General features: G+C 61.8%; 11 protein-coding genes. 7 read left to right on the plus strand and 4 right to left on the minus strand.

Annotated elements, in window-relative coordinates:
- Nucleotides 1-1,710 carry a dipeptidyl-peptidase 3 family protein gene (locus ACZ6WW_RS13595; RefSeq protein ID WP_465274677.1) on the plus strand — a complete coding sequence of 570 codons (1,710 nt, stop codon included), beginning with the start codon at nucleotides 1-3 and terminating at the stop codon, nucleotides 1,708-1,710.
- Between the two features lie 156 nt (nucleotides 1,711-1,866).
- Here the strand turns inward: ACZ6WW_RS13595 and ACZ6WW_RS13600 are convergent, their stop codons facing one another.
- Together ACZ6WW_RS13600 and hemH are read right to left on the minus strand one after the other, a co-directional pair.
- Complete coding sequence (locus tag ACZ6WW_RS13600) at nucleotides 1,867-2,781, minus strand: alpha/beta fold hydrolase (RefSeq protein WP_465274678.1); 915 nt, start codon at nucleotides 2,779-2,781, stop codon at nucleotides 1,867-1,869.
- Complete coding sequence (gene hemH, locus ACZ6WW_RS13605) at nucleotides 2,714-3,832, minus strand: ferrochelatase (protein WP_465274679.1); 1,119 nt, start codon at nucleotides 3,830-3,832, stop codon at nucleotides 2,714-2,716. The genes ACZ6WW_RS13600 and hemH overlap by 68 nt, the downstream gene beginning before the upstream one ends.
- 129 nt (nucleotides 3,833-3,961) lie before the next feature.
- Between hemH and ACZ6WW_RS13610 the strand changes: the two genes are divergently transcribed.
- From ACZ6WW_RS13610 to tatC, 4 genes are all read left to right on the plus strand, one after another.
- Nucleotides 3,962-4,648: a lipid-binding SYLF domain-containing protein gene (locus ACZ6WW_RS13610; RefSeq protein WP_465274680.1), complete on the plus strand. Its 687-nt coding sequence runs from the start codon at nucleotides 3,962-3,964 to the stop codon at nucleotides 4,646-4,648.
- A gap of 83 nt (nucleotides 4,649-4,731) precedes the next feature.
- A complete protein-coding gene (gene tatA / locus ACZ6WW_RS13615) occupies nucleotides 4,732-4,962 on the plus strand; it encodes a Sec-independent protein translocase subunit TatA (RefSeq protein ID WP_281851573.1) in 231 nt (76 codons plus the stop codon).
- A gap of 16 nt (nucleotides 4,963-4,978) precedes the next feature.
- Nucleotides 4,979-5,377: a Sec-independent protein translocase protein TatB gene (tatB, locus tag ACZ6WW_RS13620; protein ID WP_281851574.1), complete on the plus strand. Its 399-nt coding sequence runs from the start codon at nucleotides 4,979-4,981 to the stop codon at nucleotides 5,375-5,377.
- The gene (gene tatC, locus ACZ6WW_RS13625; protein ID WP_465274681.1) at nucleotides 5,364-6,125 is read left to right on the plus strand and encodes a twin-arginine translocase subunit TatC; all 762 of its coding nucleotides are present in this window, start codon (nucleotides 5,364-5,366) and stop codon (nucleotides 6,123-6,125) included. Before tatB ends, tatC begins: the two co-directional genes overlap by 14 nt.
- 227 nt (nucleotides 6,126-6,352) lie before the next feature.
- Here the strand turns inward: tatC and ACZ6WW_RS13630 are convergent, their stop codons facing one another.
- A complete protein-coding gene (locus ACZ6WW_RS13630; RefSeq protein ID WP_465274682.1) occupies nucleotides 6,353-7,696 on the minus strand; it encodes a S41 family peptidase in 1,344 nt (447 codons plus the stop codon).
- A gap of 104 nt (nucleotides 7,697-7,800) precedes the next feature.
- Nucleotides 7,801-8,991 carry a murein hydrolase activator EnvC family protein gene (locus ACZ6WW_RS13635; protein ID WP_465274683.1) on the minus strand — a complete coding sequence of 397 codons (1,191 nt, stop codon included), beginning with the start codon at nucleotides 8,989-8,991 and terminating at the stop codon, nucleotides 7,801-7,803.
- A gap of 95 nt (nucleotides 8,992-9,086) precedes the next feature.
- Between ACZ6WW_RS13635 and ACZ6WW_RS13640 the strand changes: the two genes are divergently transcribed.
- Together ACZ6WW_RS13640 and ACZ6WW_RS13645 are read left to right on the plus strand one after the other, a co-directional pair.
- Nucleotides 9,087-11,225 carry a TonB-dependent receptor family protein gene (locus ACZ6WW_RS13640; RefSeq protein ID WP_465274684.1) on the plus strand — a complete coding sequence of 713 codons (2,139 nt, stop codon included), beginning with the start codon at nucleotides 9,087-9,089 and terminating at the stop codon, nucleotides 11,223-11,225.
- Between the two features lie 492 nt (nucleotides 11,226-11,717).
- Nucleotides 11,718-14,504 carry a TonB-dependent receptor plug domain-containing protein gene (locus tag ACZ6WW_RS13645; RefSeq protein WP_281851579.1) on the plus strand — a complete coding sequence of 929 codons (2,787 nt, stop codon included), beginning with the start codon at nucleotides 11,718-11,720 and terminating at the stop codon, nucleotides 14,502-14,504.
- Nucleotides 14,505-14,510: the final 6 nt, after the last annotated feature.

A 14,510-nucleotide genomic window follows, 5' to 3' on the forward strand; every position in this document is an offset into this window, starting at 1 on the left:
ATGTACCGTCGCCTTCTCGTCGTCAGCCTGATCGCTGCTCTTTCGGCTTGTGGTCCGTCGCAGCAACAAACATCCACGCCGCCAGCCGCATCGACGACACCAGCGCCAGCCACCACGGCGGCTGCACAGCCGGAAGCATCCACCGATGCCGACCTGGCGCAGAAAGGTCTGGCCAGCTACGCGAGCGTCAAGCTTTCGGCCGATCTTTCCGCATTTGACGCCAAGCAGAAGCAGATGATCGCCCTGTTGATCGAAGCGGCTGATGTCACCAACAGCATCTACTGGCAGCAAGGCTGGGGCGACAAGGCTGCGTTGATGCAGCGCATTGGGGACGCCTCCACCAGGCAATATGCCGAGATCAACTACGGTCCCTGGGATCGGTTGAACAACGACCAGCCTTTTGTCGCCGGTGTCGGTGCTCGCCCGCCGGGCGCGCAGTTCTATCCGGCCGATATGACCAAGGACGAGTTCGAGAAGTCGCCGCTGAAGGACAAGGCGTCGCTCTATACCGTGCTGCGTCGCGATGCGCAGAATCAGCTGGTGACGGTGCCTTATCACCTGGCCTATCAAGCTGACCTGCAGAAGGCTGCTGGTTTGTTACGCGATGCGTCCAAGCTGTCCGATGACAAGGATTTTGCGAAGTATCTGAAGATGCGCGCCGATGCCTTGCTGGACGACAACTATCAGCCCAGCGACTTCGCCTGGATGTCGATGAAGAACAATCCGGTCGATATCGTGATCGGCCCGATCGAAACCTACGAAGACCAATTGTTCGGTTATAAGGCGAGCTTCGAGAGCTACGTACTGGTCAAAGACCAGGCATGGAGCGCGAAGCTGGCGCGGTTCGCCAAGTACCTGCCCGAGCTGCAGACGCAATTACCGGTGGATGCGAAGTACAAGCAGGAGAAGCCGGGCTCCGATGCCGATCTCAATGCATATTTCGCGGTGTATTACGCGGGCAACGCAAATGTCGGCGCCAAGACGATCGCGATCAACCTGCCCAACGACGAAGAAGTGCAACTGAAGAAGGGCACGCGTCGCCTGCAGCTGGAAAATGTGATGCGGGCGAAGTTCGACACCATCATGTTGCCTATCGCCAAGGCGCTGATTGCCGATGATCAGCAGGCGCACCTCACCTTCGACGCTTTCTTCGAGAACACGATGTTCCATGAGGTCGCTCATGGTCTGGGTATCAAGCAGACCGTGGATGGCAAGGGCATGGTGCGCACGGCCCTGAAGGACCAGGCATCGAGTTTCGAGGAAGGCAAGGCGGATATTCTTGGCTTGTATATGGTGACCAAGCTGGCCGACAAGGGCGAGCTGGACAAGGCCAAGCTGATGGATAACTACGTGACCTTTCTGGCCGGCATCCTACGCTCGGTGCGTTTTGGTGCCAGCGATGCGCATGCCAAGGCGAACATGGTGCGCTTCAATTTCTTCAAGCAGCAGGGCGCGTTCTCACGCGACGATAAAACCGGCCGTTACCGCGTCGATTTCGACAAGATGACCGCGGCGATGAATGCGTTGTCGGCCAAGTTGCTGACCATCCAGGGTGATGGTGACTATGCAGCGGCCAAGCAGTTGACCGATACGATGGGCAGTGTCGATGCGCAGCTTGCCGGTGATCTAAAGCGGCTGGAGCAGGCGAAGATTCCGGTCGATGTCACCTTCGAGCAGGGGTTCGATGTGCTCGGTTTGAGTAAGCCTTAGTTGCAAATGTTTTGTGGAAGCGACTTCAGGAAGCCTCTAACAACCTTTCCTATCCGTCGTCCCGGCGAAAGCCGGGACCCAGTGCCTTACGTTTCAGCGTGCTGAAGACGCTGGGCCCCGGCTTTCGCCGGGGCGACGATGAAAGACTGAGGTCATTCAGGGTGGCGCGTTGGTCAAATGCCCGGTCAGCCATTCCGCAACCGCAGCGGGGTATTCCAGATGCAGGTGATGCCCGCCCTCCATATGCGTCACCGCGATATCGCCGACGCAAGCCGCGCGCGCGGACATCTGCGCGGGTGGCAGGTAAGGCGTATGCGGTGCCGAAAGCAGCAGCGCCGCCGGTGCTTCGATGCCACGCAGCAGCGCCATGATCTGCGTCTCGGCCAGGCGCAGCGGCGTGGTTCGATTCAGCCGTGGATCGCTGCGCCAATGCCATCCGTCGGTAATCTCGAACAGGCCGCGCTCGATGATCGGGCGGGCGAGTTCGGCGCTCAGCCCGCTGGCAATGGCGCGGGCGCTGGCAGCCTGTTCGATGTCGCGAAATACGCGCAGCCCACGGCTGCTCTTTGTCGGAGCGAGCGCCAGCGCGTCGCGAAAGCGTTGCAGGGTATGCGAGCCGTCATCTCCAATCGGACCCAGTCCTTCGATCAAGGCCAGTCGCTCGATCGACGCGGGCGCTGCGGCCGCGACCAGCGAAGCGATGCCGGCCCCCATCGAATGACCGAGCAGGCTGTAGCGCGTCAGGCCCAGCGCATCGACGGCGGCAAGTACGCAACGCACATAGTCGACGAAGTGATAGAACGCGCCTTCGGGCAGATGATCGCTGTGGCCGTGACCGGGCAGGTCCAGCGCGATCACCTGCCAGCGATCGGCCAGCAAGGGCGCGAGCGTGGCGAAACTGGCGGCGTTGTCCAGCCAGCCGTGCAAGGCCAGTAGCGGCGGCAAGGTATCGCTGCCCCAGACCTGCGCATGCAGGGTCAGGTGCGGCAGGGCGATGGATCGTTCAACCGGCGCGTGCACGCTCGGCCTGCTCGCGTGCGGCCCGCTGGCGTTGTGCTGCCGCGTGCGCATCGTAGTCCGGAGAAAACTCCTCCCAGCCCTGGGTGTGCTTGAGCACTAGCTGCGCCATGCTGTCGATCTGCGCGGCGCTGTCGTTGAGGCACGGGATGTAGCGCAGTTCGCTGCCACCGGCTTCGACGAAGAAATCGCGGTTCTGCATGGCGATTTCTTCCAGGGTTTCCAGGCAGTCGACGGCGAAACCCGGGCAGACGACGTCGAGCTTCCTGATGCCGGCACCTGCCAGTTCGCGCACGGTGGCATCGGTGTACGGATGCAGCCAGCGCTCGCGTCCCACGCGCGACTGGAAGCTCACCACCAGTTGTGAGGCATCGAGCTTGAGGCGCTCGCGCAGCAATCGTGCCGTCGCCTGGCACTGGCAGTAGTAGGGGTCGCCTGCGTGCACATAGCGCTCGGGAATGCCGTGGAAGGAAAGCAGCAGCTTGTCGCCGCGGCCGTTCGTCGCCCACCAGTGCTCGATGCTTTGCGCCAGCGCTTCGATATGCGCGGGATCGTCGTGATAGTCGTTGACGATGCGCAGCTCCGGTGGCCAGCGAAGTTTTTTCAGGCTGTCGGCTACGGCGTCGAGCACCGATCCGGTCGAGGTCGCCGAGTATTGCGGATACATCGGCAGCACCAGCAGGCGACGCACGCCTTCGCCTTGCAGTCGCTCGATCTGCGCGGCGACCGAGGGTTGGCCATAACGCATGGCCAGCCCGACTGCGACCGGCCCGGGCCGCAAGGCCGCCAATCGCTGCTGCAAACCTCTGGCCACGGCCTCGCTGCCGGTACGCAACGGAGAGCCTTCCGGCGTCCAGATGCGTGCGTACGCATGTGCCGAGCGTGCCGGTCGAATACGCAGAATGACGCCGTGCAGGATCAGCTTCCAGAGCCAGCGCGGGTATTCGATGACACGAGGATCGCCAAGAAACTCAGCGAGATAGGGACGTACGGCTTTAGCCGTAGGTGCCTCGGGTGTGCCAAGGTTCACGAGTAGTACGCCAGCCTTCATCGGCCGGTCATGGGAATAACCGGCCAGGCCGGTATAGTCATTGGTTAAAGGCATCGCGTCGCCGTGACTATCGAGTCAGGGCAACGAGTCTGCCATAAGCCGCCCCGTCCGCCGCGTGGCAAGGTTGTCGCAGCGCGCGCCGGGTCGGCTGACAGAGATTCGATTCAACGTAAGGAGTCCCCCATGTCGTTCACATCGCTGCGCCGCTGCTTGTTCCTCGTACTGCTGATGTTGCCCGCGCTCGCCGTCCACGCCGAAGACCCGCCGCTCAAGCGCGCCGAGAACGCCGTGCGCGTGATGCGCGAGATCATGGAGGCGCCGGACAAGTCGATTCCTACCGATCTGCTCAAGGAAGCGCACGCCATCGCCGTCATCCCGGACATGGTCAAGGCGGGCTTGATCTTTGGCGGCCGACGGGGTGAGGGCCTGATTTCGGTCAAGAGCCCTGACGGCACCTGGTCCAATCCCAGTTTCGTCACGTTGACCGGCGGCAGCATCGGCTTCCAGGCGGGCGTGTCCTCGACCGACGTGATCCTCGTGTTCCGCACCCAGCGCGGCGTGGATTCGATCGTCAACGGCAAATTTACCCTCGGCGCCGATGCTTCGGCAGCGGCCGGTCCGGTGGGTCGCACCGCCACCGCCGCGACCGACAGCCAGCTCAAGGCCGAGATCTACTCCTACTCGCGCTCGCGCGGCCTGTTCGCGGGTGTGGCGCTGGATGGCTCGGCACTGCGTATCGACTATGATGCCAATGCGTCCATTTATGGCTCGGGTGTCACTCCCAGGCGCATTTTCGAAGGCGGCGTAACCAACGTTCCCGGCCCGGTCGTCGATTTCCGCGACCGCCTGGAGGAGTACACTCAGCGCTGAATCGGAAAGACCGGGCGCCCCAGCAGCCTCATCCTGGGGCGATACGTTTTCCGGATTGATTCCGTTTTCCAAGGTCATCTTTCATGAGCATTTGGCATCTCATCATTCTGTTGGTCGTCGTCGTGCTGCTGTTTGGCACCAGCAAGTTGCGCAATATCGGTTCGGATCTCGGTGGCGCCGTACGCGATTTCAAAAAGGGCCTGGATGGCGACGAAGCCGCCAAGGCCAAGGCTGCCGAAGAGCGCCTGAAGGCCGACCCGCCGGTCGAGACCACGCAGACCCAGCGCGAACGCGACACGTCCGACACCAAGTAAAGCGGATCGCAGTCTTATGATCGAGATCAGCTTCGGCAAGCTGGTGCTGCTCGCGCTTGTCGCGCTGATCGTGCTTGGACCGGAAAAACTCCCTCACGCGGCGCGTACGGCAGGCACGCTGTTGCGCCGTGTGCGTGCGGGCTGGGACAGCGTACGCGCCGAGGTCGAGCGCGAGCTGCAGGTCGAGGAAATCAAGCGCCAGGCGCGCGAGGCCGCCGCGAAGGCGGAAGCCGCACAGGCCGAACTCGATGCCACCTTGAAGAAGGTGCGCGACATCGGCGCGGAGATTCCCCCCAAGGCGCCTGTCGAAGAGAAACCGGCCAGCGAGCCCGTGGCATCGGTGACCCACGAGACGCCCAGTGAAACCCATACCGGCATCGAGCCGGGCAAGGACTCCCCGCATGGCAGCACCTGAGCTACCCGGGCCGGAACTGGAAGGTCTGCAAGAAGGCCTGTTCTCGCACCTGATCGAGCTTCGCTCGCGCCTGCTCAAGGCGGTCGTGACCGTATTGCTGGTACTGCTGGCGCTGGTGCCGTTCGCCAATCACCTGTATTCGGAGCTGGCCGCGCCCCTGGTTGCGCGGCTCCCGCAAGGCGCGCACCTGATCGCCACCGAGGTCGCCAGTCCGTTCGTGACGCCGCTGAAGCTGGCCTTCTATACGGCGCTGTTCATCTGCATGCCGATGATCCTGTATCAGCTGTGGGCATTCGTCAGCCCCGGTCTCTACAAGCATGAAAAGCGTCTTGCGCGCCCCTTGCTGGTGGCGGCGTTGTTCCTGTTCTATCTCGGCTGCGCGTTCGCCTATTTCCTGGTCCTGCCCGCCGCCTTCCGCTTCCTCACCGCGGTGACCCCCGCCGGTGTGGAGATGATGACGGACATCACGCACTACCTCGATTTCGTGATGCTGATGTTCTTCGCCTTCGGTTTCTGCTTCGAAGTGCCGGTGGCGGTAGTGATCCTGGCCGCGATCGGCCTGGTGGATATCGAGAAACTCAAGGGTGCGCGCCGCTACGCAGTGGTGGGTGCGTTCGCGATCGCGGCCTTCATCACACCACCGGACATCGCCTCGATGATCATGCTGGCCGTGCCGATGTGCCTGTTGTACGAGCTGGGGATATTGGCCGTGCGGTGGTTGGTGCCGGCGAAAGAGGCGGCTCCGTAAGAGTGAGTGAAGGGGAGTGAGGAGTGAGTAAGAGCGTGGTGTTCGCGGTCTAGCCTCAACCTTCCTTACATCGTCATCCCGGCGAAGGCCGGGATTCAGTGGCTTCGGTTTACGGTTTTCGCGATAGAGCCGATGTTTGTTGGCTCTTGCGATAACCGATCACAAAGTCACTGAATCCCGGCCTGCGCCGGGATGACGAGTAGGTAGGGGGTGTCTAAAATCCGCCCTCAATGCTTGCTCGGCACAGCCCCAGCCGCAGGATTCCTTAGCGACAGCCCCTTCAACACATTCAACGCTTGCGACAGGGCATAGTCTTCCGTCGCCAGCTTGGCGTTCTCCGCACTACCGTCGTTGTCGATGTCCTTGCTGGCATCGGCATTTTCGTTGGCCAGGTGGTTGTGCAGGTCGGCCTCGGAACCGATCAGTACCGGAGCACTGTCGGCCTTGTTGACCGCCAGATCGGCCAGGGCGATGTCCGGTTTGATGCCTTCGGCCTGAATCGATGTACCGGCCGGGGTGTAGTAGCGCGCGGTGGTGATCTTGACGGCATGATCGGCATCGAGCGGCAGCACGGTCTGCACCACGCCCTTGCCGAATGTGCGGCGTCCGATGATCAGCGCGCGGTGGTTGTCCTTCAATGCGCCGGAGACGATTTCGGCGGCCGATGCCGTGCCGTTGTCGACCAGCACCACCATCGGCGCGCCGTTGATCAGGTCGCCCGGATGCGCGGTGAAGTTGAGGTTGGAATCCTGCAGGCGGCCGCGCGTGGTGACGATGGTGCCCGAATCGAGGAAATCATCGCTGACGCCAACGGCGGCGGTGAGCAGGCCGCCCGGGTTCGAGCGCAGATCGAGTACGGCGCCTTTTTGTGCGCCGTTCTTCTTGATCAGCTCGCCGAGCTTCTTTTCGAGGTCGGGTGCAGTGTCGTCCTGGAACTGGCTGATGCGGATATAGGCGTAGCCGGGCTCCAATTCCTTGACCTTTACGCTCGCGACGGAAATCTTTTCGCGCGTCAGTGGCACGTCGATGGGCTTATCGGATTTCTCGTGGAGAATGGTCAGCACGACCTTGCTGCCGGGGTCGCCGCGAAGCTTCTTGAACATGTCGTCGATGTTTTCCGAATCGACCACCTTGCCGTCGATCTTGACGATGATGTCGCCGGGCTTGATACCGGCACGGGCCGCCGGCGTATCGTCGATCGGTGCGACGATGCGCAGCGTGCCGTCGACCTGCAGTACTTCGATGCCCAAGCCGCTGTACTGGCCGGTGGTGTCTTCGCTCAGCTCGGCCAGGCCGTCCTTGTCCAGGTATTCGCTGTGCGGATCCAGGCCGGTGAGCATGCCGCTGATGGCCGCTTTCATCAGTGTCTTGTTATCGACTTTTTCCACATAGGCCTGGCGCACGATTTCGTAGACGCGGCTGAACATGCGCACGTCGTCGACGTCGATGCGATCGGGTACGGCGGTTGTCGCAGCCTTGGCCGGGCCGTCGCTGTCGGCGGGGGCGGTCTGTGCGTGGAGCACGGGCGCCGCGAGCAGCAGGGCAAGCAGGCTTTTGGGAGGAAACCGCATGGATGACTCCAGGTTACAAAGGGTGCCGAATAAGGAGCATACGCTCCCAGGGTGAGATGAAAGACCGCATGATGCCGCCGAAATTCACCCGAATCACGAGTCTATCAGCGCTGCCGGCTCAGCCAGCTGCGCGGGTCGACCGGCTTGTTGTTCTGCCTTAGCTCGAAATAGACGCCGGTGTTCACGCCGGTGGGCGCGGAGGCCGTGCCCACGGCCTGGCCGGCATCGACCTGATCGCCGACACCACGGAGCAGGGTCTCGTTGTTGCCATACATGCTCATGATGCCGTCGCCGTGGTTGAGGATCAGCAGCATGCCGTAGCCGCGTAGAAAGGCCGCGTATATGACGCGACCGCGCGCGACCGCGCGCACTTCGCTGCCGCCATTGGCCTTGATCAGCACGCCGTTGCCGTAGGTGTTGACCACGCCGCTGGCCGGCCACGGCAAGTTTCCGCGGATATTGGCCGTACCCTTGCCCGAAGGCGTCGGCGCGATCGGGTTGGCGCGCGCGGCCCGCTCGGCTTCGCGCGCGGCATCGTCGATGGCCTTTTGCAGTTTGGCGACCAGATCGTTGAGCGACTGTTCGTTCTGCTTGAGCGCCGCGAGCTTTTGCGCCTGGTCCTTGTATTGCGCATCGGTCTGCGCGACCAGTTTCTGCTGTTCGCTGCGTTGCTGCTGCAATTGTTTGGCCTGCTGTTCGCGTTGCGAACGGGTGTCCTTCAATGCCTGCTGCTCGGTCTGGATCGAGGCCTCAAGGTCCTGCAGCTTGGCCAGGTCACCCATCAAGGTCTGCACGCGCTGGAGCCGGTCCTCCTGGAAATACTGCGAATAGACCAGTGCCTGCGCGATGCGTGCGATGTCCTGGTCGCCCAGCAGCAGGCGCATGTCCGAACCGCGGCCCAACGTGTAGGTGGCGCGCAACAGGTCGGCGATCGCGGCCTTCTGGTTGTCCAGGTTCTTTTTCAGCTCGGCGCGTTGCTGTTCGAGCTGATCGAGCTGTTTCTGCTTGTCGGCCAACGCCTGATCGGTTTCGCGCACGGCCCGGGCCGCGCTTGCCACCGCATTGGCACGCTTGGCCAACTCGGCATTGGCGCTGTCGCGCTTGGACGCGGTGTCTGCTTGTTCCTTGGCCAGCGCCTCCATCTTGGCGCGGATATCCGCAAGTTTTTTCTGCGCGTCCGCCTGTTCGCTCTTGCTCTTCTCCTGTGCGGCAAAAGCTGGCGTCACGATGACGAGGCTCGCCACGATGGCAAGCGGCGAGAGAAGTCGAAAGATCGAACGGGCAAGGTCGCGCATGGGGGGATTATCTCCGAGCCGTGACCCAAGCGGGGAGACGTCCGGGTATTCGGGGGGTAACATCGGGCGACCCACTCCCCTAAGGACAGTGCAGGATGAGTCGACGCATCGGCCTGGGCATCCCGTGTCTGGCCAGTTCGGTCTGGATGCTCGCCTTGTTGGCGGGTAATGCGCATGCCGACGACCCAGTGACCACCTCGACCCTGCCGGCCGTGCAGGTCAATGCGATACGCCTGGGAATTCCGCCGTTCGATGTGCCCGCGTCGATCAGCGAGATCGACGTTTCGCCCGGTCATGCCGGCAAACCTGGGGTGAATCTGTCCGAGGCATTGGTCGGGGTGCCTGGCGTGCTGGCTCGTGACCGGCAGAATTATGCGCAGGACGAACAGATCTCGATTCGCGGTTTCGGTGCGCGTTCCACCTTTGGCGTGCGCGGTGTGCGTGTTTATTCCGACGGCATTCCCGGCACCATGCCCGATGGGCAGGGCCAAGTCTCGCATTTCAGCATGGACTCGGCCGACCGTGTCGACGTGCTGCGCGGGCCGTTTTCGGCGCTCTATGGCAACTCGTCCGGTGGCGTGGTGCAGATGTGGAGTGCGGACGGCACCGATCCGGCGCAAACCCGGTTCGGCGTATTCGGCGGCAGCAACGATACCTATCGCGTCGGCGCATCGACCCGTGGCATCGACGGGCCGATGAACTACAACGTGGCCGTGTCGCATTTCCAGACCAACGGCTACCGCGACCACAGCAAGGCAGAGCGCGAATCGGGCAATGCCAAGCTGGGTTTCGATCTGGGCGCGGGGCGCAAGCTCACCTTAGTGGTCAATACGGTGTCGCTGCCCAGTGCGCAGGATCCGCTCGGCCTGACCAAGGCGCAGTTCGAGGCCGATCCGCGCCAGGCCATTGCATCGGCGTACCAGTTCAACACGCGCAAGAGCGTCCATCAGGTACAGGGCGGCGCCATCTACGAGCAGTCGCTGGGCGAAAACGATCAGCTGCGCGCCATGGGCTACTACGGCAACCGCGATGTGCAGCAGGTGCTGTCGATTCCTCAGTCGGCGCAGATCAACCCACTCAGCGCCGGTGGCGTGGTCGATCTTTCCGGTAACTACGGCGGTGTCGATACACGCTGGACACATCGCGGCGAGCTGGCAGGGCGCCCGTTGGAGTTCGTGCTCGGCGTCAATTACGACGCGCAGGACCAGCATCGCCAGGGTTTCAACAATTTTGTCGGCAATACCCTGGGTGTCACCGGGGCACTGCGCCGCAATGAAGACGACAAGGTGTGGAACCTGGATCAATACGCCCAGGTGTATTGGCAGGTCGCCGAACGCTGGTCGTTGCTGCTGGGCTTGCGTCACAGCGTGGTGCACTTTACCTCGCAGGACCGTTTTATCAAGGCCTCCAATCCGGACGACAGCGGCAGCGCGCGCTACACCGCCACCACGCCGGTGGGCGGCGTGGAGTTCCGGCCCGCAGATAACTTGCGTGTCTATGCCAGCTTCGGCCGCGGCTTCGAAACCCCGACTTTCAACGAACTGGGTTATCGCGCCGACGGCGGCTCCGGCCTTGCCTTCAATCTGCAGCCCTCGAAAAGCCGCAACAGCGAGCTGGGCATGAAGTGGCAGGCGACCCAGGGCCTGGCTCTGGAGGCTGCGGTTTTTCGCGCCGATTCGCGCAATGAGTTGGCGGTGGTACGCAACGTCGGCGGTCGCTCCAGCTATCAGAACATTGGCCGCAGCCGGCGTCAGGGCGAGGAGCTGTCGCTGCACGGCGACCTGGGTAAGGGCTGGCGCATGATGCTTGGCATGACCCATGTGCAGGCGACGTTCCGCACGCCTTTCATGACCTGCGTCACCAGCGGCTGCACGATACCCAATACGCCGGTGCGCGCCGGTGCGCGTATCCCTGGCGTGCCGGAAAACTACGGCTCGTTGCGCGTCGAGCGCGGCGGTGACATGGGGTGGACCTACGGCGCAGAGGTGACGGGGGTAGGGAGTGTGACCGTCGATGACATCAATAGCGGCCAGGCGCCGGGCTACATGCTGCTGGGGGCGGACGTGGGCTATGGCTTGCCCGTGGGCAGTTCGAAGCTGCATTTGAGCGCACGGGTCGACAACTTGCTCAACCGTCGCTACGCGGGCTCGGTGATCGTCAACGAAAGCAATGGGCGCTTCTATGAACCGGGCCCGAGTCGGGGCTTCATGTTGGGCGCACAGCTCGAACTTTGAGCGCTGAATGTTGCCTTGGGGTTAAGAGAAAGCCGTCCCGAAAGGCGAGTTCAACCCCGGGCAAACAGCTCCTAACGATCTGTTCAGGACTGTTGCGGCGCAGCATCGACAAATAAATCGTAAATAATTACGAATTGAGTGAAGCAAAAATGATGCTTTGCCGCGAAACGGTGCGATTATTGGACCGATCCAATCGACTGTTAGCACGTGATTAATTCCACACTGCATCGCGGCTTTGGTCATTCATGGTGCAAGTGCGCGCAAACCTTTACATCGATCGTCGAGAGATGTTGCGCGAAGGTTTTGTGAATTCGAATTTAATTACGCTCATCAGTCACTTAGGTCGAAAGTAATGGACTTGTGAGCTGAGCATTAAAGTGGAAGACTCAGGCTGCACTTGTTCGGCGTTTAGCTGTTCTTAATCCCCATTAAGAGCCGGACAAGCCCCCAGGGGCGAGCAGATCGCTCTACAAATAAAGAGAGGACATTTCCATGAAGCGCAACAAGCTCGCCTTGGCGCTGGCTGGGCTTTTACTAGCCCCCGTGGCCAGCACCGCATTCGCACAGTCTGCACAGACCTCCGACAACGCTGATCAGCAGTCGGCCAAGCAGTTGCAGACCATTACGGTGACCGGCTCGGCCGTTCCGCGCATCGACGTGGAAACGCCCTCTCCGGTGACCGTGCTGACCGCGCAGCAGATTCAGCGCAGCGGCCTGACCACCCTCGCCGACGTCGTTCGCTCGATCTCGGCCGACAACAGCGGCTCGATCCCGAACGCGTTTGCTGCCGGCTTCGCGGCCGGTTCGTCGGGCGTCGCCCTGCGCGGCCTGACCGTGAACTCGACCCTGGTGCTGATCGACGGTCATCGCAACGCCAGTTACGCCGTGTCCGATGACGGACAGCGCAGCTTCGTCGACCTGAACACCATTCCGCTTGCTGCCGTCGAGCGCATCGAAGTGCTGAAGGACGGCGCCTCGTCGCTGTACGGCGCCGATGCAATCGCCGGCGTGGTCAACGTCATCCTGAAGCCTAGCTTCAAGGGCGCCGAAGGCACCTTCGACGTCGGTACCTCGCAGCACGGTGGCGGCCTGACCCGTAAGGCCACGCTGCTGTTCGGTGGCGGTGATCTGGATAAGGACGGCCACAACGCCTACGTCGCTATCCAGTACCAGAAGGACAACCCGATCTATCTGCGTGATCGCGGTTTCCCGTTCAACACATCCGACACCAGCCGTATTGGTGGCCCGGATAACCGCATTGGCAATCCGGCGAACTTCCAGGGTTCTACCGTCGGCTCGGTGACGCCGGCGACGCTCGGCACGCCGGGCGACCTGACCTCGGGTCAAGCCATTCCGGGCGCGCTGTCGCAGCCGCTGCGTGCTTGCGCGAGCAATACCGTCGCTGCCAGCGATCCGGCCGTGGGCAACTACTGCCTGCAGGATCAGGCCAATCAGTACGGTCAGGCGACGTATGCGATGGAGCAGGGCGGTATCTATGGCCGCTTTACTGTCAAGCTCAACGACACCACGCGCGCTTACCTGTCGGCCAGCTATTTCGAGACCAAGACGAATGCGCCGGGTGCCAACCCTTCGCAGGTTGAAGTCAGCACGCCGAACAACACCAACAACATCGCGCTGCCACCGACACTCACCAACGGCCAGTTGAATCCGAACAATCCGTTCGCTGCGGCCGGCCAGTACGCTCTGCTGAATTATGCGTTTGGCGACATTCCGGTCGGTAACAACTACGACAACCACAACGTCCGCCTCGTTGGCAACGTAAATGGCTCCCTGGGTGACTGGGGCTATGACGTCACCACCGTAATCAACCACACCTGGCTGAACACCGACCAGTTTGGTTTGATCAACTACCAGAGTCTGCTCACCGCGATCAACACCGGTAGCTACAACTTCGTCAATCCGTCGCTCAATACCGAGGCAGTGCGCAAGTCGATCGCTCCGGGCTACTCGAAGACTTCGACCTCCGACCTCGATTCGTTGGATATCGGCGTCAACCGCACCTTCGGTCAGCTCGACGGTGGTCCGATCGGTTTTGCTGCCGGCCTGCAGGCACGCCACGAGGCGCAGGACGATCCGACGCTCAACCCGAACTTCGAGTTCCTTGGCCTGGGCAATGCTCAGACCCAAGGTACGCGTAATGTGACGGGTGCTTACGTCGAATTCGACGCGCCGCTGTTCCAGACGTTGGAAGTCGACGTTTCGGGTCGCTATGACCATTACACCGATATCGGCAACGGCTTTACGCCGAAGATCGGCATGAAGTGGAAGCCGGTGGATTGGTTCGCGCTGCGCGGTACCTACTCGAAGGGCCTGCGTGCTCCGTCGTTCGCCGAGAATGGTTCGAGCTCGAGCCAGGGCTTCACCACCTATCAGGTGCCCAAGTCGGTAGCGGCGGCATACGGTGGCAGTGCTTACGTCACCAACCCCTACTCGCTGGCTCTGCAGACCAATGCCAATCCGAACATCAAGCCGGAAAAGGCCACCAACTTCACGCTCGGCGTGGTGTTGCAGCCGACCAGCTGGCTGAATGCTTCGCTTGACTACTACAACATCGAGAAGAAGAACGTCATCACCTCGCCCGATGTGGGCTCGGCGTTGGCGGCCTACTATCAGGGTCAGACGATTCCGGGCGTCACGGTTATCGGCGATAAGCCCGATCCGGCGAACCCGGGCTTGCTGGCGCGTCCGGCTGAAGTGATTGGCGAGTACATCAATGCCAACTCGCTCAAGACCACCGGTCTCGACCTTGATATCCAGGCGCATTTCGACTTTGGCAACAACTGGCATTACATCAGTGAGTTGAGCGGCACCCAGATCTTCAACTGGGCGCTGACTCTTCCCGATGGTACGCGCCAGCAGTTCGTCGGCACGCACGGTCCGTATGCCTTGTCCTCGGGCGCCGGCACGCCGCGCACGCGCGGGTCCTTCGCCAATACAGTGATCTGGGACAAGCTGACCGGTACGCTGACCATGTACTACGTCAGTGGTCTGGCCAATTATGCGCAGGATCAGAGCGGTTTCGATCTGCTGAGCGATCTCCCGCTGAGTGGCCGCATCGGTTCGTTCACCTACTTTGATCTGACCGGTAGCTACGACATTACTGATCACATCTCGATCACCGGTTCGGTACAGAACCTGTTCGACCGCAAGGCTCCGATCGATCCGGCTAACTACGCGGCCAACAACTACAACCCGACCTACGATCTGGCCGGCATCATCGGTCGCTTCTACAACGTCGGTGTGAAGGTCAAGCTGTAATTGGTG

The organism is Dyella sp. NPDC103356, from assembly GCF_055584465.1.

Coding starts and splice junctions, on each gene's coding strand:
- ACZ6WW_RS13600 (WP_465274678.1), bottom strand. CDS start 2,781: ATGCGCACGCGGCAGCACAACGCCAGCGGGCCGCACGCGAGCAGGCCG.
- hemH (WP_465274679.1), bottom strand. CDS start 3,832: ATGCCTTTAACCAATGACTATACCGGCCTGGCCGGTTATTCCCATGAC.
- ACZ6WW_RS13635 (WP_465274683.1), bottom strand. CDS start 8,991: ATGCGCGACCTTGCCCGTTCGATCTTTCGACTTCTCTCGCCGCTTGCC.
- ACZ6WW_RS13595 (WP_465274677.1), top strand. CDS start 1: ATGTACCGTCGCCTTCTCGTCGTCAGCCTGATCGCTGCTCTTTCGGCT.
- tatC (WP_465274681.1), top strand. CDS start 5,364: ATGGCAGCACCTGAGCTACCCGGGCCGGAACTGGAAGGTCTGCAAGAA.
- ACZ6WW_RS13630 (WP_465274682.1), bottom strand. CDS start 7,696: ATGCGGTTTCCTCCCAAAAGCCTGCTTGCCCTGCTGCTCGCGGCGCCC.
- ACZ6WW_RS13610 (WP_465274680.1), top strand. CDS start 3,962: ATGTCGTTCACATCGCTGCGCCGCTGCTTGTTCCTCGTACTGCTGATG.
- ACZ6WW_RS13645 (WP_281851579.1), top strand. CDS start 11,718: ATGAAGCGCAACAAGCTCGCCTTGGCGCTGGCTGGGCTTTTACTAGCC.
- tatA (WP_281851573.1), top strand. CDS start 4,732: ATGAGCATTTGGCATCTCATCATTCTGTTGGTCGTCGTCGTGCTGCTG.
- tatB (WP_281851574.1), top strand. CDS start 4,979: ATGATCGAGATCAGCTTCGGCAAGCTGGTGCTGCTCGCGCTTGTCGCG.
- ACZ6WW_RS13640 (WP_465274684.1), top strand. CDS start 9,087: ATGAGTCGACGCATCGGCCTGGGCATCCCGTGTCTGGCCAGTTCGGTC.